The organism is Thermodesulfobacteriota bacterium, assembly GCA_030583865.1.
Taxonomy (GTDB): Bacteria; Desulfobacterota; GWC2-55-46; order GWC2-55-46; family GWC2-55-46; genus UBA5799.
This window is the reverse complement of sequence record CP129479.1, coordinates 1,011,303-1,033,556: the sequence shown is the minus strand read 5'-3', so window position 1 is coordinate 1,033,556 and position 22,254 is coordinate 1,011,303. Positions and strand designations below refer to the sequence as shown.

At 58.5% G+C, this 22,254-nt stretch carries 25 protein-coding genes; 5 read left to right on the top strand and 20 right to left on the bottom strand.

What is annotated here, in order from left to right:
* Positions 1-99: 99 nt before the first annotated feature.
* The 4 genes from QY316_04950 to QY316_04935 form a co-directional block, all read right to left on the bottom strand.
* Positions 100-1,590: an MFS transporter gene (locus QY316_04950; protein ID WKZ33746.1), complete on the bottom strand. Its 1,491-nt coding sequence runs from the start codon at positions 1,588-1,590 to the stop codon at positions 100-102.
* 39 nt (positions 1,591-1,629) lie between these two features.
* Positions 1,630-2,040 carry a universal stress protein gene (locus QY316_04945; protein WKZ33745.1) on the bottom strand — a complete coding sequence of 137 codons (411 nt, stop codon included), beginning with the start codon at positions 2,038-2,040 and terminating at the stop codon, positions 1,630-1,632.
* Positions 2,041-2,942: 902 nt separating this feature from the next.
* The gene (locus tag QY316_04940; GenBank protein ID WKZ33744.1) at positions 2,943-4,802 is read right to left on the bottom strand and encodes an ATP-binding cassette domain-containing protein; all 1,860 of its coding nucleotides are present in this window, start codon (positions 4,800-4,802) and stop codon (positions 2,943-2,945) included.
* A gap of 347 nt (positions 4,803-5,149) precedes the next feature.
* On the bottom strand, positions 5,150-6,184 hold the full coding sequence (locus QY316_04935) for a zinc-dependent alcohol dehydrogenase family protein (GenBank protein ID WKZ33743.1): 1,035 nt from the start codon (positions 6,182-6,184) through the stop codon (positions 5,150-5,152).
* A 149-nt stretch (positions 6,185-6,333) separates the two neighbouring features.
* On the opposite strand from QY316_04935, the gene QY316_04930 reads away from it, so the two are divergent.
* A complete protein-coding gene (locus tag QY316_04930; GenBank protein ID WKZ33742.1) occupies positions 6,334-8,157 on the top strand; it encodes a glycosyltransferase family 39 protein in 1,824 nt (607 codons plus the stop codon).
* Positions 8,158-8,464: 307 nt separating this feature from the next.
* On the opposite strand, the gene QY316_04925 is transcribed toward QY316_04930, so the two are convergent.
* Positions 8,465-8,896 carry an HIT family protein gene (locus QY316_04925; GenBank protein ID WKZ33741.1) on the bottom strand — a complete coding sequence of 144 codons (432 nt, stop codon included), beginning with the start codon at positions 8,894-8,896 and terminating at the stop codon, positions 8,465-8,467.
* Between the two features lie 35 nt (positions 8,897-8,931).
* Complete coding sequence (ispG, locus tag QY316_04920) at positions 8,932-9,999, bottom strand: flavodoxin-dependent (E)-4-hydroxy-3-methylbut-2-enyl-diphosphate synthase (GenBank protein WKZ33740.1); 1,068 nt, start codon at positions 9,997-9,999, stop codon at positions 8,932-8,934.
* Between the two features lie 126 nt (positions 10,000-10,125).
* Here ispG and pabB point away from each other — a divergent pair, with 126 nt between their 5' ends.
* Genes pabB through QY316_04900 form a run of 4 tightly spaced genes read left to right on the top strand, consistent with a single transcriptional unit; the run spans position 10,126 to position 13,835 of the window.
* Positions 10,126-11,484: an aminodeoxychorismate synthase component I gene (gene pabB / locus QY316_04915; protein ID WKZ33739.1), complete on the top strand. Its 1,359-nt coding sequence runs from the start codon at positions 10,126-10,128 to the stop codon at positions 11,482-11,484.
* Complete coding sequence (locus QY316_04910) at positions 11,481-12,350, top strand: aminotransferase class IV (GenBank protein ID WKZ33738.1); 870 nt, start codon at positions 11,481-11,483, stop codon at positions 12,348-12,350. The genes pabB and QY316_04910 overlap by 4 nt, the downstream gene beginning before the upstream one ends.
* A gap of 49 nt (positions 12,351-12,399) precedes the next feature.
* Positions 12,400-13,497 (top strand): sensor domain-containing diguanylate cyclase, encoded by a 1,098-nt coding sequence (locus QY316_04905; GenBank protein WKZ33737.1) that lies wholly within the window; start codon positions 12,400-12,402, stop codon positions 13,495-13,497.
* Positions 13,494-13,835, top strand: a complete 342-nt coding sequence (locus QY316_04900; protein ID WKZ33736.1) for a hypothetical protein — start codon at positions 13,494-13,496, stop codon at positions 13,833-13,835. Before QY316_04905 ends, QY316_04900 begins: the two co-directional genes overlap by 4 nt.
* A 161-nt stretch (positions 13,836-13,996) precedes the next feature.
* On the opposite strand, the gene QY316_04895 is transcribed toward QY316_04900, so the two are convergent.
* The 14 genes from QY316_04895 to rpsE all read right to left on the bottom strand — a co-directional run bounded on the left by QY316_04895 (position 13,997) and on the right by rpsE (position 22,230).
* Positions 13,997-14,290, bottom strand: coding sequence for an HU family DNA-binding protein (locus QY316_04895; protein ID WKZ33735.1), 294 nt, complete (start codon positions 14,288-14,290; stop codon positions 13,997-13,999).
* Between the two features lie 182 nt (positions 14,291-14,472).
* The gene (gene rplQ, locus QY316_04890) at positions 14,473-15,039 is read right to left on the bottom strand and encodes a 50S ribosomal protein L17 (GenBank protein WKZ33734.1); all 567 of its coding nucleotides are present in this window, start codon (positions 15,037-15,039) and stop codon (positions 14,473-14,475) included.
* A 167-nt stretch (positions 15,040-15,206) separates the two neighbouring features.
* Complete coding sequence (locus QY316_04885; protein ID WKZ33733.1) at positions 15,207-16,223, bottom strand: DNA-directed RNA polymerase subunit alpha; 1,017 nt, start codon at positions 16,221-16,223, stop codon at positions 15,207-15,209.
* A gap of 92 nt (positions 16,224-16,315) precedes the next feature.
* Positions 16,316-16,945: a 30S ribosomal protein S4 gene (gene rpsD, locus QY316_04880; protein ID WKZ33732.1), complete on the bottom strand. Its 630-nt coding sequence runs from the start codon at positions 16,943-16,945 to the stop codon at positions 16,316-16,318.
* A 57-nt stretch (positions 16,946-17,002) separates the two neighbouring features.
* Positions 17,003-17,377 carry a 30S ribosomal protein S11 gene (rpsK, locus tag QY316_04875; protein ID WKZ33731.1) on the bottom strand — a complete coding sequence of 125 codons (375 nt, stop codon included), beginning with the start codon at positions 17,375-17,377 and terminating at the stop codon, positions 17,003-17,005.
* Between the two features lie 166 nt (positions 17,378-17,543).
* Positions 17,544-17,918, bottom strand: coding sequence for a 30S ribosomal protein S13 (gene rpsM, locus QY316_04870; protein ID WKZ33730.1), 375 nt, complete (start codon positions 17,916-17,918; stop codon positions 17,544-17,546).
* Positions 17,919-17,953: 35 nt separating this feature from the next.
* A complete protein-coding gene (gene rpmJ, locus QY316_04865; protein WKZ33729.1) occupies positions 17,954-18,067 on the bottom strand; it encodes a 50S ribosomal protein L36 in 114 nt (37 codons plus the stop codon).
* Positions 18,068-18,088: 21 nt separating this feature from the next.
* Positions 18,089-18,307, bottom strand: a complete 219-nt coding sequence (infA, locus tag QY316_04860) for a translation initiation factor IF-1 (GenBank protein WKZ33728.1) — start codon at positions 18,305-18,307, stop codon at positions 18,089-18,091.
* Between the two features lie 15 nt (positions 18,308-18,322).
* Complete coding sequence (map, locus tag QY316_04855) at positions 18,323-19,033, bottom strand: type I methionyl aminopeptidase (GenBank protein ID WKZ33727.1); 711 nt, start codon at positions 19,031-19,033, stop codon at positions 18,323-18,325.
* Between the two features lie 13 nt (positions 19,034-19,046).
* Complete coding sequence (locus tag QY316_04850) at positions 19,047-19,715, bottom strand: adenylate kinase (protein ID WKZ33726.1); 669 nt, start codon at positions 19,713-19,715, stop codon at positions 19,047-19,049.
* A 3-nt stretch (positions 19,716-19,718) separates the two neighbouring features.
* On the bottom strand, positions 19,719-21,029 hold the full coding sequence (secY, locus tag QY316_04845; GenBank protein ID WKZ33725.1) for a preprotein translocase subunit SecY: 1,311 nt from the start codon (positions 21,027-21,029) through the stop codon (positions 19,719-19,721).
* A gap of 1 nt (position 21,030) precedes the next feature.
* Positions 21,031-21,468, bottom strand: a complete 438-nt coding sequence (rplO, locus tag QY316_04840; protein WKZ33724.1) for a 50S ribosomal protein L15 — start codon at positions 21,466-21,468, stop codon at positions 21,031-21,033.
* An 83-nt stretch (positions 21,469-21,551) separates the two neighbouring features.
* Positions 21,552-21,728, bottom strand: a complete 177-nt coding sequence (gene rpmD / locus QY316_04835) for a 50S ribosomal protein L30 (protein WKZ33723.1) — start codon at positions 21,726-21,728, stop codon at positions 21,552-21,554.
* A gap of 1 nt (position 21,729) precedes the next feature.
* Entirely contained in the window at positions 21,730-22,230 is a 501-nt protein-coding gene (gene rpsE, locus QY316_04830; GenBank protein WKZ33722.1) for a 30S ribosomal protein S5, read from the bottom strand.
* Between the last annotated feature and the right edge of the window lie 24 nt (positions 22,231-22,254).

The following is a 22,254-nucleotide window of genomic DNA, read 5'->3' as shown; positions in this document are numbered from 1 at the left end:
CGAATCCCGTTCCGCTCCGCCAGAAAAAAACCGTCCGCGGCAGGACCGGCAAGACGCGCGGGAGCCGATAGCTCCCGCGCGCCGTTCCGGAACAGGGCCTTAGTGGCCGAGGCCGCCCATCTCCTTCTCTATCTCCCTGTCTACAGAGGATAGGTGATACTCTTCAGAGTACCCGCCCTCCGGCTCCTTGAGGAATACGAGGCAGAAGATGAAGCTTATGAAAGCGCCGGCTGATATGATGAAGAAGAACTGCTTCGAGGTAACGAAGGTGAGTACGAAGAGGTAGAAGACCGCGCCGACGTTGCCGTAGGCCCCCGCCATGCCGGATATCTGCCCGGTCAGGCGCCTCTTTATCGAGGGTATTATGCCGAAGGTCGCGCCCTCTGCGCCCTGCACGAATACCGAGCAGCAGATAGTCACGATTATCGCCAGCACGAGCGGCCAGGTCGAGCCCATGAGCCCCATGAGGAAGAAGCCGCAGGCTATGCCGAACATGTAGACCATCATGACAACTTTCCTGCTCGTGAACCTGTCGGATATGAGGCCGCCGAGCGGCCTCGCGAAGAGGTTCACGAAGGCGAAGGACGATGCGATGAGGCCGGCCTGGGTGGCGGAAAGGGTCCATGTCTGCTCGAAGAAGGCCGGGAGCATGGAGACGACCGCGAGCTCCGCTCCGAAGTTCGCGAAGTAGGTCGTGTTGAGGGCCAGGACGCTGTTGAAGGGGTACTTGTCGTCCTCTGGCACTCCCTTCTTGAGTATCGGGATGTTCACGAGCAGCACCTGTACGAGCTGCCATATGACGATTGCGGCTATGACAAGATAGCAGACGTACGCCCAGCCCGCGCCCATGTACCCGGAACTCTGTATCCTCCAGACCAGTATCACGAGTATGCCGACCATGGGAACGGTGCAGATGAGGAGCTTTATCATGTCGCCCCAGGTGCTTACCTCGAGGGCCGCGACCTTCCTGGGCTTCCTGTGTATGCTGCCCGCCGGACCGTCGGTTATCGCGAACCAGTAGAATACGCCGTAGGCGGCCATTATTATCGCGCTCAAGGCAAGGGCATATCTCCAGCCGCTCTCGCCTCCGAACATGGTGAGGGCTATGTAGGGCAGCGTCATTGCCGCGGCCGCGGAGCCGAAGTTGCCCCAGCCCGCGTAAAAGCCCTCTGCAAAGCCTATGTCCTTTGGCTTGAACCAGAGGGCCGTCATGTGGATGCCCACGACGAAGCTCGCGCCTATGGAGCTCAGGACCAGCCTCGAGGCCAGGAGCTGCGCGAAGGAGTTGCCGAATGCGAAAACGAGGGCCGGTACTGCCATTATGACCATGAGGACCGAGAAGACCCTCCTCGGCCCGAACTTGTCGAGGGCCATGCCGGTAATGAGGCGGGCCGGGATGGTCAGGGCCACGTTGCAGATGGCAAGGATCTTCACGTCCTTCATGGTGAGCCACCCGAGGCTCTTCATCATGGTGGTGGCCAGGGGCGCCATGTTGAACCATACGAAGAACGAGATGAAGAACGCTATCCAGGTGAGATGGAGCGCCTTTATTTCAGGGTTCCTGTATCTGAAGAGATCTGATACTTGCATTATCCGCTACCTCCTGCTTTTCTCTTCTTGGTATGGGGCCTATGTATGCAGCACAAGGACCGGGCACTTGGCGTGGCGGACCACATACGCGCTCACGCTCCCGAGCACCATGTTGTCCAGGATGCCGCCGCCGCGCTTGGAGACGACCATGATGTCGGGCTGCTTGTTCCTTGAAGTCTCGATTATCATCTTCCTGGCGTCGCCGTTCGCGAGTATGACGTCCACGTCGAAGCCCTTGCCCGTGATGTACCTTGCGGTCTTCATGAGGAAATCATGCCCCTCCGAGCGCTGCTTCTCGAATATCTCCTCGTTTTCCATGCTTGCGTCGCGGGCCCCCTCGACGACCATCAAGAGTACTACTTCCGGCTTTGCGAGCTTGAAAAGATCCAGGGTCTTGTCCAGCGCCTTTTGTGCGTTTTCAGAGCCGTCATGACAGAACAGTATCTTCATATCTCCTCCGGTATGGCTGCTATTGGCTTATGACCAACTGCAATGAAAAAACGGCCTCCGGAAGGCGGGTAGCGGTCATTTGGCCTGATATCCATGTTCTCCCCCTCATTCGCGAGATTTATCTCAGGCCGCCCCTGACCCGCTTGAACGGCCTGACTGATTTTATTCCAAAGCGCAAAAACAAATGCCCACCTACCCGGATATTTAGCAATATGCATACCAAAAAGCCGGAAACAGGCCCTTATTGTCTTCAACCATTGATTTTAAAAGGTTTTTTAGGAAGCCAGCCCATTTTGAAGCGGGGCAGAGAAAGCGCCACATTGTTACCGAGAGGTAACACCCCATAGACAAACTACCCGTCTCTGGCCGGTATAAATCGCTTTAATCAGGGAAAAACAGGGGTAAATAGAGGCGCGTTACCTATTCGTAACATGGAAAAACCCAAGCGTAACCCAACAAAGCTTTGCGCCTTTTCTTGTTGGGTCTGCTTCGCGACCCAACAAGCTTTTTTGTATTCAAACCACCCGGGGGGACATAAGGCGGAGCTAACATAGGGATGGGGAGGGGCGGGCGAGACGGGGTAGCAGGAGCGAGGCCCCGAAGGGGCCGAACGACTCAAGGGCCGAGCCCGGAGGAAGGAGGCGGAGAGGGAGAGAAGCCTTATGCCCGGAAAGAGCGCGGCAGCGCGTTAAAGGGCGGGCCTTTTGCGACGGGGCTTGAATACGAGATTCTTATCTCATCCCGTCCTGGGGCTCGACCCCTTCGGGCTGCCTCCAAGAGGCTCGGCATTCAATTTTTGCTGTCCTGCAAAAAATTGTCGGTCGTTTCACTCCCTCAGGATGACAGATTCTAGGCCGGTTTAGCGAAGGCAACGTTGTCCTCCGGAGTCAGTGGCTGCCCTCCTATTCCACTTCCGTCTCTCTCAGCCGCGTTTCGTACTCCTTTGCCCTGGACTCGTAATCGGCGGTAAGGGATTCGAGCTCGTCAAAGAGTTCGTCTATCCTCTGGCGCGCGCCGTGATAGGACCTGGATTGGACTGAGATGGCCTCTCCGTCACCGCGCTCGGACGCAAGGAGGAGGGCCTGGTTTGCCTGCTCGGCCTCCTTCTCAAGCGCGACGATGAGCCCCTCTACCTCGGCTATCCTCTTTTCGATAGGGCCGAGCACCCTGCCCTTCTCGGATACGACCTCGGCCCTTAGCTTTCTCAGTTCCTTCCTGTTTGCGGGCCTCTCATTGCGCGCGGCAGAGACGGCCTTTACCTCCATTACGGCCTCGCTCTCCCAGCCGACCTTCTCGAGGAACTCGGCGTAAGTGCCCTCGAAGACCGAGACTGCCTCGCCGTCAAAGACTATAAGCCTCGTAGCCAGCGAGTTAAGGACGAGCTCGCTGTGCGTTACTATAAGGACGCCGCCGGAGAACACGTCGACCGCCTCTATGAGCGAGTCGACGGATTCCATGTCAAGGTGGTTGGTCGGCTCGTCAAGGAGTAGGAGGTTCGCGGGGCTCACGAGGAGCTTGCCGAGGAGCACCCGGGCCCTTTCGCCGCCCGACAGGACCCCTATCTTCTTGAGGGCAGAGTCCCCCTCGAACATCATGGCCCCGCAGATCTTCCTCGCCGGGCCGCGGGTCAAATCCGGGTGCGAAGAGAGGACCTCTTCCTCGACGGTCTTCTGAGGGTTCAGCCTGTCTATGTTGGTCTGCCCGAAGTAGGCCATCCTGGTGTTCTGGTTCCTGGCGACGGTGCCGCTAAGCGGCGCGATCTCCCCGGCAAGGAGATTGAGGAGCGTCGTCTTTCCCCTGCCGTTTTTCCCTATGATACCGACGCGGTCCCCCTTCGCGAGCGCGAAGCTCAAGTCCTTTATGAGGAGCGGCCCGTCCCCGAAGCCGAACGAAAGGTCTTTGGCCTCGAGGAGGTACTTGCCCGGGAACGGCGCCTCGTTGAACGAGAAATCAAGCTCCTTAATATCGGAGAGCTTTTCAAGCTTCTCCTTCCTGTCAAGGGCCTTTATCCTCGACTGCACGGCCCTGGCCTTTGTGGCCGAGGCCCTGAACCTCGCGATGAACTTCTCAGTCTCCTTCCTCTTGCGCTCGTCGTTCTCGCGCGTCTGCTCGTAGACCTCCTCTTCCCTGAGTATCTGGGTGTAGAGCTTCCCGGTCGGGCCCGAGACCTTTCTCACGCGGGCCCTGTGTATGCCCATCGTGTGCGTGGTCACGCCGTCCATGAAGTCCCGGTCGTGTGTTATCATCATTAGCGCGCCGTCCCAGTCCCTGAGGAACCGCTTAAGCCACCTCATGGAGAGTATGTCCAGGTAGTTCGTGGGCTCGTCGAGCAGGAGTATGTCCGGGCCGGAGACCAGCACCTTCGCGAGGTTGAGCCTCACCTGGTAGCCGCCTGAAAGCACGCTGGGGCTCGCCTCGAAGAGCTCCTCTCTCAGCCCCAGGCCGGCAAGGACCGTCTCCGCCTTGTAGGTCTCGTCTATCCAGTCCTCGTTCTTGGGGAGGCCTGAGGCGGCCTCCTGCAGGACGGTCGCCTTATCGAACCTGAGCCTCTGCGAGAGATGGCCTATCCGGAAGTGCCCCGGGTACGATACGCTCCCCTCGTCCGGCTCGACCTCGCCCAGTATTATCTTCATAAGGGTCGTCTTGCCGTGGCCGTTTCTCCCGACAAGGCCGACCTTTTCGCCGGGGGAAACCGTGAAATTGACGTCCTCGAAAAGGACCTGCCCGCCATACGACTTGGCAAGCCCGCTTACCTTGAGCATTTATCGACTCCGTTCGGTTTTAGGTTTTTCATTTTACAGCAGAAGTGGGCCTTTTGGAAGGATTTCAGGCCGGCTTGAACCCGGGCCTTTCGATGCGCCGACAACTACAGCTTGCTGAAAAACTCCGTTTTTATTCAGGCTGCTCAAAAAGCTCCAGACGCGAGGCCCGGTTGGAACAGGGGAGCGGGGAATGAGGCGTACTTTTCGTGTACGCCGGAGTTATGAACGACGTAGCTTCGACTCAGATGGACTTTTTCAGCAGCCTGCCGATTCGAGCGGCAGAAGCGGACGGCAATTGCCTGCAATCCTGCCAGCGGCTCCTTTATCCGTAAGCCTCGGTACGGGCTTCAGCTTTCAAGCACGACCTTCAGGGCCTTCTCCTCCCTGGCGTGCGAAAAGGTGTCGTACGCCTTCATTATCTCGTCGAGCTTGAAGCGGTGCGTTACGAGCTTTTCCGGATGGAGCGTCCCGGACTGCACGCTTTTAAGGAGCATGGGTGTAGTTACCGTGTCTACGAGCCTCGTCGTAAGGGTTATGTTCTGCGACCAGAGCCTCTCCATGTGGAGGTCCACGGGCCCGCCGAAGACGCCGATGCTCGCGATGTGGCCGCCGGGCGCTATTATCGATTCGCAGAGCTCGAAGGTGGAGGGCACGCCCACGGCCTCGATGGCCACGTCCACTCCCCTTCCATCCGTAAGCTCCCGGATCCTTTCCGCAGCCTTCCCGTCGGACAATACCGTGTCGGTTGCGCCTAGCTCCTTTGCCGACGCGAGCCTCCCGGCGTCGGTATCGACCATTATCGTCCTTGCCGGCGAATAGAATTTCGAGGTAAGGAGGGCCGCAAGGCCAATGGGGCCCGCGCCTATAACGGCCACGGTGTCGCCGGGCTTTATCTCGCCGTTAAGGACGCCGCACTCGAACCCGGTCGGGAAGACGTCCGAGAGCATCACGAGCGCGTCCTCGTTCGCGCCCTCGGGTATCCTGTACAGGCTCGTATCGGCGTGCGGTATCCTCACGAACTCGGCCTGGGTGCCGTCTATGGTGTGGCCGAGTATCCACCCGCCTTTTTCGCAATGCGAGTACATCCCTTTCTTGCAGTATTCGCAGGTGCCGTCAGATGTGATGCAGGATATGAGGACCCTGTCCCCTTTCCTGAAATTCCTTACGCCGCTCCCGGTCTCCTCGACGACGCCAATGCCCTCGTGCCCGAGAATCCGCCCGTTTTCGACCTCCGGCACGTCTCCTTTCAATATGTGGAGGTCCGTGCCGCAGATGGTTGTCCTCGTGACCCTGACTATGGCGTCCTTGTCCTCCCTCAAAACCGGCTTCGGCCTTTCTTCCCACGCCCTCTTCCCCGGGCCGTAATATACGAGCGCTTTCATGCGCACCTCCTTACTTAAAGCAAAGAAGAACGAAATTCGTCCCTAATTTCAGTCTATTCCCGGCATTGCGATTGTCAAGAAGGCCGAAGCCGGATGGAAATGGCCTGTTTGACAATGGATGGCCTTAGGTGATAGTTTACCGGGCATCCATGAAACCGGCTCTCCTCATACTGCCTGCGGCATGCTGGATATTCATCTTCCTCGGGTTCCGGAGAACCGGCTCCGGGAAGAGGGAGGCCTTTCTCGGGGCGTCCGTCGTCTGGGGGCTTTTGCTCGCGGCGTCGAGCGAGGTCCTGAGCCTTTTTCGCGCCTTCGATTATTTCTGGATAGCGGCATCATGGGCGGCCTTTGCCGCCGTTTCCCTTGTCCCGGCCTTTTTCGGTCCGCGCGTTACAAATGAGCGTAGGCCGGGTAAGGACGGCCCGCTTGGCAAGGCCGGGACATTCGCCATCATCTGCGCGTTCCTGATAGCGGCCATTACTCTCGTTATCGCGCTAGCCTCGCCCCCGAACAACTGGGACTCCATGACCTATCACATGAGCCGGGTGGCGCACTGGCTCCAGAACCAGTCCATCCATCACTATCCGACAAACGTGCTGAGACAGATACACTTAAGCCCCGGGGCCGAGCTCGTCATAGCGCATTTAATGGCCCTGGGCGATAACGACAACCTCGCGAACCTCGTCCAGTGGGGCGCGATGTCCGGTTCGCTTGTCGGGGTCTCGCTCATCGCGAAAATGCTCGGGCTTGGGGCAAGGGGACAGGCTTTTTCGGCCCTTGCCGCAGCGACCCTTCCGATGGGCATACTCCAGTCGACCAGCACACAGAACGACTACGTCCTTTCGCTCTGGCTCGTCTCTTTCATCTACTGGGGAGCGCTATTTGCAAAAGAAAAAGAAGGCGGGATATGGAAGGCATTCCTTGCCGGCGCGGCCCTGGGCCTTGCGGTCCTCACAAAGGGCACGGCGTACATATACGCCTTCCCTTTCGTTGTGTGGTTCGCGCTGGAAGGCGCGTCAAGGCAGAGGAAATCGGTAATAGCGCCTGCGGCCCTGATAGCCGCGCTCGTGCTCCTCATAAACGCGGGGCACTATGCGAGGAACCAGGCCGTATTCGGGAGCCCCCTGGGGCCGGGCGCCGAATCAGAAAGCCAGGAATTCACATACACGAACTCGAGGATTTCTGCGGGGACGCTCGCCTCGAACCTTCTCCGTAACGCGGCCATACACATGGGCCTCCCTTTCCAGGGCGCGAACCGGGCAATAGAGGGCGCGGTAGTCTCCGCGCACCGCATCCTCGGCCTTGACCCGCAAGACAAGGCTACCACATGGGGCGGGACTGCCTTCCGCATAGGGACCGAGCTCCACGAGGACCTTGACGGCAACCCGGCGCACATCCTGTTGATAATCGCCGCGCTCGCCGCATTGCCGTTCATAGGCAAGCGGGCGATGGACAGAAAAAAGACGCTCTTTCTTTCGCTCTGCATCGTCTCGGGGTTCCTCCTCTTCTCGCTCCTTTTGAGGTGGCAGCCCTGGCACAGCCGCCTGCACCTGCCGCTTTTCGTGGCCGCCTCGCCGCTCATAGGCATGCTCTTTTCCTTTACGAAAAAAGAAGGCGTTCCATTCCTCGCGGCTGCCCTGCTATTCATCGCAACGCTACCCTGGCTGCTTTTCAATTACCAGCGCCCGCTCCTGCCATATAACGGGTTCTCCGTCCTTACGGCAGAACGGGTGGACATCTATTTCAGGGCAAGGCCGGAACTCAAGTGGAACTACGTGGAGGCAGCCGGGATAATACTCAGGCAGGACTGCACTGACCTGGGGCTGATGCCGGGGGCGGGGGACATGTGGGAATACCCGATATGGCCGCTTCTCGGGGACAAGAAGTTCAGGCTCGAGCACGTGGATGTAAAAAACGAGTCTGCCGGGCTCGGAGATCCGGACTGGAGGCCCTGCCTGCACCTCCGTCTCTGATGCGGGCATTCCCTGATTGCCTTTTTCAGAATATTGGCAACCTATGAACCGCTCCCCGGCCTGAAGGCCGGGGTATCGGGAACCCGTGAGGCGATATTGCCTCCGCTACGCCAGCTTACGCTGGCTCCGCTCCGGGCGGCCATTCATCCCCGGCCTTGAAAGGCCGGGGGTTTCTGGCCGTTCATCTAAAAATTAGAAATTTTTCCCGCAATCAAAGAAGGGCGGGAGTAAAAAGCGGAGCATATATGTGAATATGTGAGCATTTTTATTCACGCCCTGACGCAGAGTCCGGGGAAAATAGCAATTATTAGAGGTTGCCTATAGCGAGTTCGTCCTGGAAGGCCCTTTTAAGCGAGGCGAGCGCGGCCTTGAGCGCGGCCTCCGGGTAAGGCAGAGGAGAGCCGCTCCCCCAGACAGGGCCGGGCCATGCCCGGTCATCTCTTTTCCGCCCGACCACGTGGATGTGGAGCTGCGGGACGATATTCCCGAGCGCGCCGATATTTATCTTGTCGGGCCTGTACAGCTTCTCAATCGCCCTCGACGCGGCGGCCATCTCCTCCATCAGGACAGCCCTGTCCACCGCCGGAAGGTCGTGAAGCTCCGTTACGCCCTCCCTCATGGGGACGAGTATGACCCACGGAAAGGACGAATCGTTCATGAGAAGCGCCAGAGAAAGCTTAAGCCGGGTTATCTCGAAGGTATCGTTAAGGAGCTTTTGATGGAGGTTGAAGGGTTTCACCGGGTATATGCTTAATGGACGGATTGGGGGGGCCGTCAGCTCCTTCTATTCTCGATGAGCTTGTTTACCTCCGCGACAACCCTCTCTACTATGTCCTTCTCCGCCACCTTGCCGACCTGCCTGCCCTTCACATAGAGCATGCCGGAGCCGTCGCCGCCCGCTATCCCGATATCGGCCTCAACGGCCTCTCCTGGGCCGTTCACCACGCAGCCCATTATGGCGACCTTTATCGATTCCGTAATTTTTGAAAGCCGCCTTTCGACCTCCCCCGCAATGCCGATGCTGTCGAACTTGAGCCGGGCGCATGTGGGGCATGATATGATACGGACCCCGCGCTCGCGTATCTCCAGGGCCTTCAATATCTCCCACCCTGCCCTTACCTCGTCCACCGGGTCGCCGGTAAGAGAGACCCTGAGCGTGTCGCCGAGGCCTTCCGAGAGCAGTATGCCGAGCCCTGCCGCGGATTTTATGCTCCCGGCAAACGGGGTGCCGGCCTCGGTTATGCCAATGTGGAAGGGGTAGTCGACTTTCTCCGCTAGGAGCCTGTAGCTCTCTACCGTAAGCGGCACGCTCGACGCCTTTAGAGACACCTTTATCGCGCTGAAGTCCATGTCCTCGAGTATCCGGATATGGCGGATCGCGCTCTCGACGAGCGCATCAGGAACCGGGTGCCCGTATTTCGAGAGTATGTCCTTTTCGAGAGAGCCCGCGTTCACGCCAATCCTTATCGGAACGCCCCGTTCTTTAGCCGCCTTCACCACCTCCCTTGTCCTTGCCTCCGAGCCTATATTGCCGGGGTTTATCCTCAGGCAGTCGGCGCCGCTCTCGAGGGAAGCGAGCGCGAGCCGCCAGTCGAAATGGATGTCAGCGACAAGCGGGATGGAAATGGACCTCTTTATTTCCGCGACCGCCCTGGCTGCAGTCATGTCAGGCACCGCCACACGCGCTATTTCGCAGCCGGCCGCTTCGAGCGCCTTTATCTGGGCGACGGTCGAGCGGACGTCGGCGGTATCCGTGCAAGTCATCGATTGTACGGTTATCGGGGCATCGCCCCCTACCCTCACCGACCCGACCCGTATCTCTCTTGTCTTTCTCCTCGCCATGCAGTCCTCAGATAAACTCCAGGATTCGTCCAATTTCCTTACGAATATACTATAACACCTCTCTCATTTCATTAACTAAAAGGGAGCCTTGACCGGCAGAATGAAAAAATATATCCTGAGTCACTTATGACAAAGATGATAGTCGAGGAGATACCCGGGCTTGGGCCTGAAGGCGCTTACATCGTGCTTAAAGCGCTCGGGAACGCGTTCATAATCCGGAACCCACGGGGGCCGGGTTATTCATTCGTCGGCGCCGGGCCGAGAAGGGTCATAAGGACGGAGAATGGCGTCACCTCCGTGGACGGCAGGCCCGGGGCTTACGCTGACCCTTTCGAGGCGATAACCGCCGTACTCGAAGAGGAAGCAAGAACCGTAGCAGACGGCACCTTCCCTTTCAATGGCGGCATGGCCGCCTACTTCTCATACGACCTGAAGGATTTGATCGAGCCAGGCAGGGGTTTCAAAAGGACTGATCGCCCGGGAATACCGGATTGCATCGCGGGTCTTTACGACCATGTCTTCGCGTACGACCACGGGAAAGAAAAGGGGTTCCTCGTCTCGTCATCATGCGAGAAAAATGGGTATGAGGAGTTCAGGAGGATGCTTATCGCCGGGGCCAGGGCAGTGCCTGGGAGGAATGTCGAAAGGGCCCGGAGGATGCGCTCGGAGGTCCTTGTAGAGGAATACGTCAAGGCGGTCGTGAGGGCGAAGGAATACATAAGAGCAGGAGACATCTACCAGATAAACCTCTCCCAGAGGCTCTCATTCGAATGGACGGGAGACCCCCTCGCCCTTTTCCTTTTGCTCTCGGAGAGGCATCCCGCGCCCTACGCGGCGCTCATGGACTTCGGGAGCTTCCAGATAGTCTCAAACTCCCCCGAATGCCTTCTCCGCGTAGAGGGCGGAGTGGCCCAGACGCGCCCCATCAAAGGGACCAGAAGGCGCGGAAATTCAGCGGACGAGGATGCGGGGCTCATAAGGGAGCTTAAGTCCAGCGCGAAGGAGGCATCCGAGCACGTGATGATAGTCGACCTCGAACGGAACGACTTGGGCGGTATCTCCGTCCCCGGCACGGTGGAGGTCAGCTCGTTCGCCGAGGTCGAAAGCTACCCGCACCTGCACCACATGGTCTCGACCGTGGGGGGAAGGCTTAAGGACGGCATCGGACCGGCAGCGGCATTGAAGGCCATGTTCCCCGGCGGCTCCATAACCGGCGCCCCCAAGATACGGGCAATGGAGATAATCGACGAGCTTGAAACCTCAAGGCGCTCGGTATACACGGGCGGCATCGGCTGGTTCGACCTGAACGGCGGCGCGGAGGTATCGATAGCCATAAGGACGGCGATATGCATGGACGGGGCTCTTCACCTTTCGGTGGGCGGCGGCATAGTCGCGGACTCGGACCCCATGGACGAATACAGGGAGACCATGCTGAAGGCCAGGGACTTCCTGGACGCGCTGGGGCTTAAGGAGGGGACGGAATGAGGCTATGGGTCTACCTTGACGGGAAGGTCCTTCCCGAGGGACGGGCGACGGTATCGGTATTCGACAGGGGTCTCTCATACGGCGACGGCCTGTACGAGACGCTCAAGGCCAGAGACGGCAAGCCCCTCTTCCTCAGGGAGCACATGGGGAGGCTGAGGGCCGGGGCCCGCTTCCTGGGCCTTCCGCCAGGGGGCTTGAAAGACTTCGAAAGAGACGTAACGGACGGAGCGGTCGAGGCGCTGCTTGAGAAAAACGGGCTCGTCAAAGGAGAGTCCTATGTTAAGCTCATGCTTACGAGGGGGCCTGACAAGGCAAGCCACCTGCCGTCAAAGGGCCTTAAGTCCACGCGCATAATAATAGTCAAGCCGCTCGATACGGCGCGCATCGAGCGCGTTGCCAGGAAGGGCGTAAGCGCCGTTTTCGTGGATGACATTGCGCCTCCGCTCCCGGGTGTAAAGTCCCTCAACTATCTCCCGAGCGTGCTCGCCAGGATGAGGGCCGAAAAAGCCGGGGCGTTCGAGGCCATTTTCACAAAGGACGGCCTTCTCACGGAAGGTAGCTCGTCTAACGTCTTCCTGGTTAAAAACGGAAGGCTCATAACCCCTCCGCTTTCTCAAAAGCCCTCCTCCGGCGTGCTGGCCGGGGTAACAAGGGATAACGTAATAAGGCTCGCCCGCAGGGAGTCCATCCCGGTCAGGGAAATAACGGTAAAAGCCGGGGACATCTCCTCCTTTGACGAGGCTTTCATAACCAACTCAATAATAGACGCGATCCCCCTTGTAAGGGTCGACGGAAAGGCGATAGGAGACGGCAGGCCCGGCCAGGTCGCAAAACGCATCCGGGAGCTTCTTAAAAGACCTGGATAGCCCCCCTTCCGTCCTTGATTTCCCGGGTTCGATAGGCTATATTTCCGCAATGGAAACGCCAGGAAACTGCAACCTGAACTCAAGGGAAGCAAGGGAGCTTGAACTTAAAAGGCTCCAGCTTGCCGTTTTTACCGAGCTCGGGAAGGCGCTCACATCTTCGCTGGACCTTAAAGAGGTCCTTAATAGCGTCATGGAGAAGATAAGCGAGCTCCTCCACCCGAAGAACTGGTCCCTCCTCCTCCTTGACGAGTCTACAAACGAGCTCAAGTTCGAGATAGTCGTAGGCAAGGGATCCGAGAGGATAAAGGACCTGAGGCTAAAGCTCGGCGAGGGAGTTGCCGGCTGGGTCGCGAGGGAGAGGAAGCCGCTCCTGGTCCCCGATGTCGGGAAGGACCCGCGCTTCTCCAAGAAGGCTGACGAGATGTCGAACTTCACCACGCAGTCGATAGTCTGCGTGCCGCTTGTGACGCGAGGCAAGTGCCTGGGGGTCATTGAGCTCATAAACAAGGTGGAGGACGGGGCGGGCTTCTCGGAGGACGACCTGCTCATACTGACGACACTCGCCGACTATTCGGCAATCGCCATCGAGAACGCCATCTTCTTCAACCGCGTCCAGGAACTCACCATCACCGACGACCTCACGAAGCTATACAACTCGAGGTTCCTTCACTCAAGGCTCGAGTACGAGGTCGAGAGGGCGCGCCGCTTCAAATACGACCTCTCGATGATATTCTTCGACCTCGACTACTTCAAGGAAGTGAACGACACGCACGGGCACCTGAGGGGCAGCAAGCTCCTCCAGGAGATAGCCCAGCTCATACTTTCGATGGTCCGGAACGTGGACATGGCCTGCAGGTACGGCGGCGACGAGTTCATCATCATGATGCCGGGCACCCCGAAAAAGAACGCCGTCACGGTAGCCGAGAAGCTCAGGAAGCTCATAAGGGAGCACGTGTTCCTGATGGACGAGGGCCTCAACCTTCAGCTCACCGCAAGCTTCGGCGTCGCGTCGTTCCCCGAGGACGCGGCCACCAAGGAGGACCTGATACACGAGGCCGACCACGCCATGTACCGCGTAAAGAACAGGACAAGGGACGGGGTCGGCGAGGCGGGAAAAGAGGAACCAGAAGGAGGCATGACGAAATGAGAAAGCTATTGATGCTCGCCGCGGCGGTCCTGCTCGCCGGGTGCATGAACGTCACTAAGACTGAGGGGACGAAGATAGACAAGGCGAAGGTTCTCGACATAAAGGCCGGCTCGACCACCAGGCAGGCGGTCATCGCCTCGTTCGGCACTCCGACCGAAGTCAGCTATGAGAACAACGAAGAGAAGATGACATACAGGTTCAAGGAGAAGAAGGTCCCCGCGTACATGGGCGGCATGGTGGAAAACGAGGCGAAGAGCAGGGAGTCCGTGACCGTCCTCGAGCTCGTCTTCCGCGACAACGTCGTCTGGTCGTACAGGTACAAGAGCTCCGAGAACTGAGCGCCTCCCGGTCCGGCTCGTTAGCGGGTTCGGGAGGTAATAACGGCAGGTCCGCTCGTTTTCCGCGCCAAGGGTTGCCGAGCCCCAAAAAAAATCTCCCTGGAGGGTCCTCCAGGGAGATAAATTCTTCAGATGACCTGCGATGCCAAGAGTGGAAAGGCCTACTCCGTAGCCCTCTTGAGCACCTCGTCCTTGCATGCCTTGGAGAGCCTGAACTTCACGGCCTTCTTCGCCGGTATCTGTATCTCTTCGCCGGTCCTCGGGTTCCTGCCGGTCCTGGCAGGCCTGTCGACCAGCACAAGTTTTCCCAGGCCGGGCACGGTGAACTGGTTCTTGGCTTCGCTGTACGCCAGTTCCGCCATCTTGGTCAGCACATCCTTGACCGATTTTTTGGGGATGCCCGTCTCCCTTGCAAGATGGTCCTCTATCTGCGACTTGGTCATGGACTTCGACATACACACCTCCGGTTCCTGCGGATTTTTTGCCGGTCTGGCCGGCGGGCGGTAAGACAGGGCTGCGGTCCTTATGCTTCCCCGGATGTTAGGCACCCCGGATTTGTTACCACAATTATAGATGAATTCGGCGTGAAATCAAATTCCGTAAAAAATGAGACGGGGCTTTAGCCCCGTCCCTGCGATCATTCTTCCTTTTTCTCGGCCTTTTTGGCGGGAGACTTCCTGGCCCTGGGCTTGGCCTCAGCGCCTTCCTTTGTCTTGGCCGGGGCCGCCTTCTTTGCGGCGGCCTTTTTCTCGCCTGATGCTGCCTTGGGCTTGGCAGGCGCCTTTGCCTTCCTTACCGTCGTCTTCTTCGCGGCCTTTGCCGCCTGCTGCGCCTCTGCTGCCGCTGCGGCCCCCTCCACGAGCTCGATAAAGGACATCGGGGCGTTGTCGCCGGGACGGTTGCCGAGCTTCAAAATCCGGGTGTAGCCGCCGCTGCGCTCCTTGTACTGCGGTGCCACGTCCGAGAAGAGCTTGTCTACAGCCACCTTGCTCCTCATAAAGGCCATGGCCCTCCGCCTCGAGGCGAGGCTGCCATTCTTCCCGAGGGTGATCATCCTCTCGGCATAGCGCCTCAAGACCTTTGCCTTGGGGGTCGTGGTCTTTATCCTTCCGTGCATGACGAGGTCGTTCGTCATGTTGGCGAGCATGCTTTTGAGGTGGCTGTAGCTCCTGTCGAACCTCTTTTCGTCCCTGTTGTGTCTCATTACTTAATCCCCTTAGCAGGCTGCTGAAAAAGCCCAATCTGCGGAGTCGTCTTCAAAATTGGACACTCCGACGTACAAAAAAGTACGCCTCATTCCTCATTTTTTGACTCCTGGCATCTTGAGCTTTTTGAACAGCCTGAATGTGATTTTGAGTTTTCAACAGCCCCTTAGGCGGTTTCCTTGTGTTCCGAATGCATGGCGTCGAGATCTTTCCTCGACGGGAAGTTATCGAGCTTCATGCCGAAATCGAGCTCCATGCCGCGGAGTATTTCCTTTATCTCGTTCAGGGACTTCCGCCCGAAGTTCTTGGTGCGGAGCATCTCCTGCTCGCTCTTCTGGACCATCTCGCCGATGTATTTTATGTCGGCGTTCTTCAAGCAGTTTGCCGACCTCACTGAAAGCTCGAGCTCGTCCACGGTCTTGAAGAGGTTCTCGTTGAACTGGGGCTTTCCCTCGCCCCTCTCCGAAGGGGCCTCTTCGGTCTCCTCGAAGGTTATGAAGACGCTCAACTGGTCCTTGAGGACCTTGGCCGCGACCGCGACCGCGCTCTGCGGGTCTATGGCGCCTGTCGTCCATACCTCGAGGACGAGCTTGTCATAATCGGTCCTCTGCCCCACCCTGGCGTGGGTCACGTTGAAGTTCACCCTGCTCACCGGCTGAAATACCGAGTCGATGGGAATGGTCCCTATCGGCATCTCTGGAAGCTTGTTCCTCTCGGAAGGCACGTATCCCTTGCCGGTGCTGACGGCCAGTTCGCAGTCGAATTTCGAGTCCCTGGAAACGGTGGCAATGTGCTGCGCGGGGTTCAGGACCTCCGTCGTGGCATCGGTTATAATGTCGCCTGCGGTGAGCACACCCTCGCCGTTGGACTTGATCCTCAGGGTCTTGGGGCCCTCGCCGTGGAGCTTGAGCTTTACCTGCTTCAAGTTCAGTATTATATCGGAAACGTCCTCCTTGACCCCGGGGATCGAGGAGAACTCGTGCAGCACGCCGTCTATCTTCACTGAGGTTATCGCCGCTCCCTGCAGCGAGGAAAGGAGTATCCTCCTGAGGGCGTTACCTATCGTCACGCCGAAGCCCCTTTCCAGCGGCTCGGCGACGAATTTGCCGTACGTCGGGGTAAGCGTGTCTTTCTCTACCTCCAACTTCTTCGGTTTGATAAGTTCACGCCAGTTTTTCTGCATGGTTTACCCATCCCTTTTTTAAATTGTAGTGACCTGAAAAAATGGGTTTCCGCCGGCTGATGCTTCAGCCGGCGGCAGGTCTTAAGGACTGATTATTTGGAGTAGAGCTCGACTATGAGCTGCTCGTGCATCGGGAGCGTAGTGTCTTCCCTCCTCGGGGGCCTCGTCACCGTGGCCTTGAGGTTCTCCTTGTCGAGCGAAAGCCACTCCGGTATCCCATGCCTGCTCTCGGCCGACTTGAGGTTGTCGGCGATCCTGGCTTCCTTCTTCCTCTTCTCGGCGACTTCAATTATATCGTTCTGCCTGACCCTGTAAGACGGGATGTCCACCTTCCTGCCGTTCACGCGGAAGTAGCCGTGGGTCACCATCATCCTGGCCTCGCTCCTGGAGCCGCCTATCCCGAGCCTGTAAACGACGTTGTCGAGCCTGCTCTCGAGCATGGATATCAGGTTCTCGCCGGTGATGCCCTTGGACCTGTCCGCGTCGCTGAAGGTCCTCCTGAACTGGGACTCCATGAGCCCGTATACCCTCTTGACCTTCTGCTTCTCGCGGAGCTGCAGCGCGTACTCGGAGACCTTGCTCCTGGCCTGGCCGTGCTGACCCGGCGCATAGCTCCTTCTCTCGAACGCGCACTTGTCGGTGTAGCAGCGCTCGGCCTTGAAGAAAAGCTTCATCCCCTCGCGCCTGCAGATCTTGCAAACAGATTCAGTATACCTTGCCAACTTGCATCCTCCATTGTCTCGGCGCGTCCGGGCGCCGAATCTGCAAAATTCTTTTTCTTATACCCTGCGCCTCTTAGGGGGCCTGCACCCGTTATGCGGAAGCGGCGTTACGTCCCTTATTAGGCTTATGCTGAACCCGGCGGCCTGGAGCGCCCGCAGGGCCGCCTCCCTGCCCGCGCCGGGGCCGTTTATGAAGACCTCGACGGTCTTGACACCGCTGTCCACCGCCTTCCTGGCCGCCGTCTCGGCAGCTACCTGGGCGGCAAAAGGGGTGCCCTTCCTCGAACCCTTGAAGCCCTGCCCGCCGCAACTCGACCAGGCTATCACGTTCCCCGCCGGGTCGGTGATGGTCACGATCGTGTTGTTGAAGGTGGACTTTATGTGGGCGACCCCCCTGGATACGGACCTTTTTTCCTTCTTGGCCTTTGCCATTTAACTCCTCCGAAACTGGCTGTTCAAAATAGTATCGATTTATCGACGTTCAACGGCATCCGGCGGGCAACCCGCCCGGCATCTTGCATTCCACCCGGGCCTGGCTCACGCAAACAATTATTATGCCCCGGAACCAGTGTTGAAATCCAGTATTATTTCAGTGGCCTTATTCGGTCTTCCTCGCGGCGACCACACCCTTCCTCGGGCCCTTCCTTGTCCTGGCGTTCGTGTGCGTCCTCTGGCCGCGGACGGGAAGGTTCTTCCTGTGGCGGATGCCCCTGTAGGAGCCCATGTCTATGAGCATCTTGACATGCATGGAGACCTCTTTCCTGAGATCGCCCTCCACCTTGAACTCGCCGTCTATGACCTTCCTTATGGTCGCGACCTGGGCCTCGGTAAGGTCCTGGACCTTTATCGAGGGCTCGACCCCGGCCCTCTCGAGTATCTTCCTCGAAGAGGCCTGGCCTATGCCGTAGATCTGGGTCAGCGCCACATCTATCCTTTTATTTTTCTTAAGGTCTACACCCGCGATCCTTGCCAACTTCTTCCTCCTTTGAAAGAAAACGCAGAAGGGCCTTAGCCCTGCCTCTGTTTATGCTTGGGGTTTGTGCAGACCACGCGGACAACGCCGCTCCTTTTTATGATCTTGCACTTGGCGCAAATCTTTTTTACCGAGCTTCTTACCTTCATCTCAATCCTCGCTTTATTTAACTACTTGGCCCTGTATGTAATCCTGCCCCTGGTGAGGTCGTAGGGAGAAAGCTCGATCGTGACCTTGTCTCCGGGCAGTATCTTTATGAAATGCATCCGCATCTTCCCGGATACGTGCGCGAGGACCTTGTGCCCGTTTTCGAGCTCCACCCTGAACATCGCGTTCGGCAGCGTCTCGATTACCGTCCCCTCTACCTGTATCGGTTCTTCCTTTGCCATTCCCCCTCGTTCCCGCTATAAGCTGGAGAGCACCTGCGGCCCGCTCTCGGTCACGGCCACGGTATGCTCGAAATGCGCGGACAGGCTCCCGTCCGCGGTTACAGCCGTCCATCCGTCGTTCAGTACCTTTACGGCCCACCCGCCGATGTTTATCATCGGCTCGATGGCAAGGACCATGCCTGCCTTTAGCTTTATCCCGCGGCCCGGCATGCCGAAGTTCGGAACCTGCGGAGGCTCATGGAGCTCCCTTCCGATGCCGTGCCCCACGAACTCCCTTACTACCGAAAACCCGTGCGCCTCGACGTGCGCCTGGACCGCCGCGGATACGTCGCCGAGCCTGTTCCCGGGGCGGGCGGCTTCTATGGCCTTTCCGAGGGATTCCTCGGTCACACTCATGAGGCGGCCCGCCTCTTCGGAGACCTTCCCTACCGGTAGAGTAACCGCGGAGTCCCCGTAAAACCCCTCAAAGAGCACCCCGAAATCGATACTCAGGATGTCGCCCTCGAAAAGCACCCTTTTGGATGGCATCCCGTGCACTACCTGCTCGTTTACCGACGTGCAGAGCGTGTGAGGATATCCCTTGTAGCCCTTGAAGGCCGGTACGGCCTTTCTCTTCCGGGTCTCTTCTTCCGCTATCTTATCGAGGTCCAGGGTGGTTGCCCCGGGCCCGACCTTCTCTTTCAGGACCTCGAGGACCTCGGCCACGATAAGGCCGGCCCTCCGCATGGTCCTGACCTCTTCAGGAGACTTTAGGATTATCGCTTCCCTGCTCAATGGCGCCCACGATTGCCTCTGTGATCCGGTCAACCGGCCCCTTCCCGCTTATGCCCCTGTAAAGGCCCTTTTCTGTATAAAAACGGACAAGCGGCAAGGTCTCCTCTTCGTAGACCTTGAGCCTGGCCTCTATCGTCTCTTCCTTGTCGTCGTCCCGCTGGTATATCTCGGAGCCGCAGGTATCGCACATGCCGATATTGACCGGCGGGTTGAAGATGACATGGTAGCTGGCGCCGCACTTCCTGCAGACGCGCCGTCCGGAAAGGCGCCTTACGAGCTCTTTCCTGTCGACCTCCATGCCTATCACGGCGTCTATCTTCTTGCCGAGCGAATCGAGTGTAGCCTCAAGCGCCTTCGCCTGCGCGATGTTCCGAGGAAAGCCGTCCAGTATGGACCCGTTCCTCGCGTCGTCCTCCTTGATGCGGTCCACGACCATCCCGACGACTATTTCGTCGGGGACGAGCGCGCCCCTGTCCATGTACTCCCTGGCCTGGAGGCCGAGCTGCGTTTTGTTCCTCACGTTCGCGCGGAGGATGTCGCCCGTCGATATCTGCGGTATCCCGAACCGTTCTGAAAGGTTCTTGCCCTGCGTTCCCTTGCCCGCGCCCGGAGCCCCCAACAAGATGATGTTCATGCTCTAAAGGCCCCTGCCCTTGATCTTTCCTTTTTTAAGAAGCCCCTCGTAGCTCCTCGCCAGGAGGTGCGACTCTATCTGCTGCGCCGTGTCCATAGCGACGCCGACGACTATGAGGAGCGCTGTGCCACCGAAGTAGAAAGGCGCGTTGAACTCGACGACCAGGAACGATGGCAGAACGCAAACGGCCGAGAGGTATATGGCGCCCCAGAACGTGAGCCTCGTGAGCACTGTATCCAGGTAATCGGCCGTATTCGCCCCCGGTCTTATGCCCGGGACGAAGCCGCCGTACTTCTTCAGGTTCTCCGCAACGTCCTTCGGGTTGAACTGTATCGCGGTGTAGAAGTACGTAAAGAATATTATGAGGACTACGTACAAGAGGTTGTAAAGCAGCCCGTCCGGGTTCATGCTGTTCGCAACCCACCCGAGGTACGGCACCTCTATGAAGCTCGCGACCGTTGCAGGGAACACGATTATCGACGACGCGAATATGGGCGGTATGACACCCGAGGTGTTCACCTTGAGCGGCAGGTGCTGCGTGCCGCCTCCCATGACCTTCCGGCCCACCACCCTCTTCGGATACTGTATGGGTATCCTCCTCTGGCCCGTCTCCATGAAAACGATGAAGGCGACGACCGCCACCATCAGGACAAGAAGGAAGAGGATGACGAAAAGGCTCATCTCGCCGGCCCTTACGAGAAGGATCGTATTGTACAGGGCCGAAGGCATGTTGGCCACGATGCCGACGAATATAAGGAGGGATATGCCGTTGCCTACCCCCCGCTCTGTAATCTGCTCGCCCAGCCACATGAGGAACGCGGTCCCCGTGGTCAGGGTTATCATCGTGAGGAGCCTGAAGTCCCAGCCCGGGTTGAGGACGATCGCCTCGCCGGCGGGCCCCCTCATCGACTCCAGACCCACGGCTATCATTAGGCTCTGGACTATGCTAAGGCCGATGGTAGAGTACCGCGTGTACTGGGTTATGACCTTCTTGCCGGGCTCGCCCTCTTTCTGGAGCTTCTCAAGGTGCGGGACCACGGCGGTCAGGAGCTGGATGATGATGGAGGCGCTTATGTAGGGCATTATGCCCAGCGCGAAAATGGAGAAACGCTCGAGCGCGCCGCCTGTGAACATGGTGGCGAAATCGAGAAGCGTGCCGCTAGCTGACTTGAAAAACCCGGCCAGCGCCTCGCTGTCCACTCCGGGCGTAGGGATGAAGACACCTATCCGGAAGACGGCCAACATCGCTAGGGTTATGAGTATGCGGCGGTTAAGCTCCGGAATCTTGCTTATGTTCGGAGTGATTGCCGCCAAATCAGATTACCTCCGCGCTCCCGCCGGCTGCCTTTATCTTCTCGATGGCGGACTTGCTGAAGCTCGAGGCCTTTACGGTGACCGCGGTCTTTATCTCGCCCTGGCCGAGGACCTTCAGCGGAAGCTTCCTCTTCAGGAGGCCCTTCTCCAGCATGGCGGCCGGGTCAGCCGTCTCTCCGGCCTTGAAGGCTTCGCCTATCGCGCCGATGTTCACGATCTGGTACTCTGTCTTGAAGATGTTCGTGAAGCCCCTCTTGGGGAGCCTTCTCTGAAGCGGCATCTGGCCGCCCTCGAAGCCCGGCTTAACGTTGCCGCCGGTCCTCGCTGTCTGGCCCTTGCCGCCCCTTCCGGAGGTCTTTCCGAGGCCGCTGCCTTCGCCGCGCCCGCGCCTGGTCTTTTTCTGGTTGGCGCCTTTGGGCGCCTTGAGCCTGTTGAGCATTTTAAATTCCTCTTGTGGTCCGATTTAAATCCGCCGGTCCTTGCCGCGGCCATGCCGTTGAATGGGCCGCCAAAAACTCCGCGTCAGCCCTCTTTAACGCACACCAGGTGCGAGACCTTGTCTACCATGCCTCTGATGGCGGGAGTGTCCTCAAGCACCCTAGTGCTGTTGGTCTTCTTAAGGCCCATCCCCTTGAGTATCACCCGGAGCCTTTCGGTCGCCGGCCTTTTCCTGAGAGTAACCGTTATCTTCCCTGCCATCTCACCTTACCTCTTGGAGCTGCTTGCCGCGGCTCTCCGCGATGTTCTCCGGGCTCCTGAGCTGCGAAAGCGCGTTCATTGTGGCCTTCACGACGTTATGCGGGTTGTTGGTTCCGATGCACTTCGTGAGCACGTTCGTTATGCCGACCGACTCGACGACCGCGCGCACGCCGCCGCCGGCTATTATGCCGGTACCGGGCGAGGCCGGCCTCAAGAAGACCCTTCCGGCCCCGAAAGCGCCCATCACCTCGTAAGGTATGGTGCCGTCATCGACTATGGGCACGCGGATGAGCGATTTCTTGCCCTGCTCTATCGCCTTGCGTATGGCCTCGGGCACTTCGTTCGCCTTGCCCAGGCCTATCCCAACGTATCCCTTGCCGTCGCCTACGACGACTATGGCGTTGAAGCTGAACCTCTTTCCGCCCTTGACGACCTTGGCGACCCTATTGAGGTATACGAGCTTGTCTTTAAGCTCGAGGGCGTTTACGTCTATCTTGTCCAAAAAAAAGCCTCCTTGCTGGTTCTG

Coding starts and splice junctions, on each gene's coding strand:
- QY316_04950 (WKZ33746.1), bottom strand. CDS start 1,590: ATGCAAGTATCAGATCTCTTCAGATACAGGAACCCTGAAATAAAGGCG.
- QY316_04945 (WKZ33745.1), bottom strand. CDS start 2,040: ATGAAGATACTGTTCTGTCATGACGGCTCTGAAAACGCACAAAAGGCG.
- QY316_04940 (WKZ33744.1), bottom strand. CDS start 4,802: ATGCTCAAGGTAAGCGGGCTTGCCAAGTCGTATGGCGGGCAGGTCCTT.
- QY316_04935 (WKZ33743.1), bottom strand. CDS start 6,184: ATGAAAGCGCTCGTATATTACGGCCCGGGGAAGAGGGCGTGGGAAGAA.
- QY316_04930 (WKZ33742.1), top strand. CDS start 6,334: ATGAAACCGGCTCTCCTCATACTGCCTGCGGCATGCTGGATATTCATC.
- ispG (WKZ33740.1), bottom strand. CDS start 9,999: ATGGCGAGGAGAAAGACAAGAGAGATACGGGTCGGGTCGGTGAGGGTA.
- pabB (WKZ33739.1), top strand. CDS start 10,126: ATGACAAAGATGATAGTCGAGGAGATACCCGGGCTTGGGCCTGAAGGC.
- QY316_04910 (WKZ33738.1), top strand. CDS start 11,481: ATGAGGCTATGGGTCTACCTTGACGGGAAGGTCCTTCCCGAGGGACGG.
- QY316_04905 (WKZ33737.1), top strand. CDS start 12,400: ATGGAAACGCCAGGAAACTGCAACCTGAACTCAAGGGAAGCAAGGGAG.
- QY316_04900 (WKZ33736.1), top strand. CDS start 13,494: ATGAGAAAGCTATTGATGCTCGCCGCGGCGGTCCTGCTCGCCGGGTGC.
- QY316_04895 (WKZ33735.1), bottom strand. CDS start 14,290: ATGTCGAAGTCCATGACCAAGTCGCAGATAGAGGACCATCTTGCAAGG.
- rplQ (WKZ33734.1), bottom strand. CDS start 15,039: ATGAGACACAACAGGGACGAAAAGAGGTTCGACAGGAGCTACAGCCAC.
- QY316_04885 (WKZ33733.1), bottom strand. CDS start 16,223: ATGCAGAAAAACTGGCGTGAACTTATCAAACCGAAGAAGTTGGAGGTA.
- rpsK (WKZ33731.1), bottom strand. CDS start 17,377: ATGGCAAAGGCCAAGAAGGAAAAAAGGTCCGTATCCAGGGGGGTCGCC.
- rpmJ (WKZ33729.1), bottom strand. CDS start 18,067: ATGAAGGTAAGAAGCTCGGTAAAAAAGATTTGCGCCAAGTGCAAGATC.
- infA (WKZ33728.1), bottom strand. CDS start 18,307: ATGGCAAAGGAAGAACCGATACAGGTAGAGGGGACGGTAATCGAGACG.
- map (WKZ33727.1), bottom strand. CDS start 19,033: ATGCGGAGGGCCGGCCTTATCGTGGCCGAGGTCCTCGAGGTCCTGAAA.
- QY316_04850 (WKZ33726.1), bottom strand. CDS start 19,715: ATGAACATCATCTTGTTGGGGGCTCCGGGCGCGGGCAAGGGAACGCAG.
- rplO (WKZ33724.1), bottom strand. CDS start 21,468: ATGCTCAACAGGCTCAAGGCGCCCAAAGGCGCCAACCAGAAAAAGACC.
- rpmD (WKZ33723.1), bottom strand. CDS start 21,728: ATGGCAGGGAAGATAACGGTTACTCTCAGGAAAAGGCCGGCGACCGAA.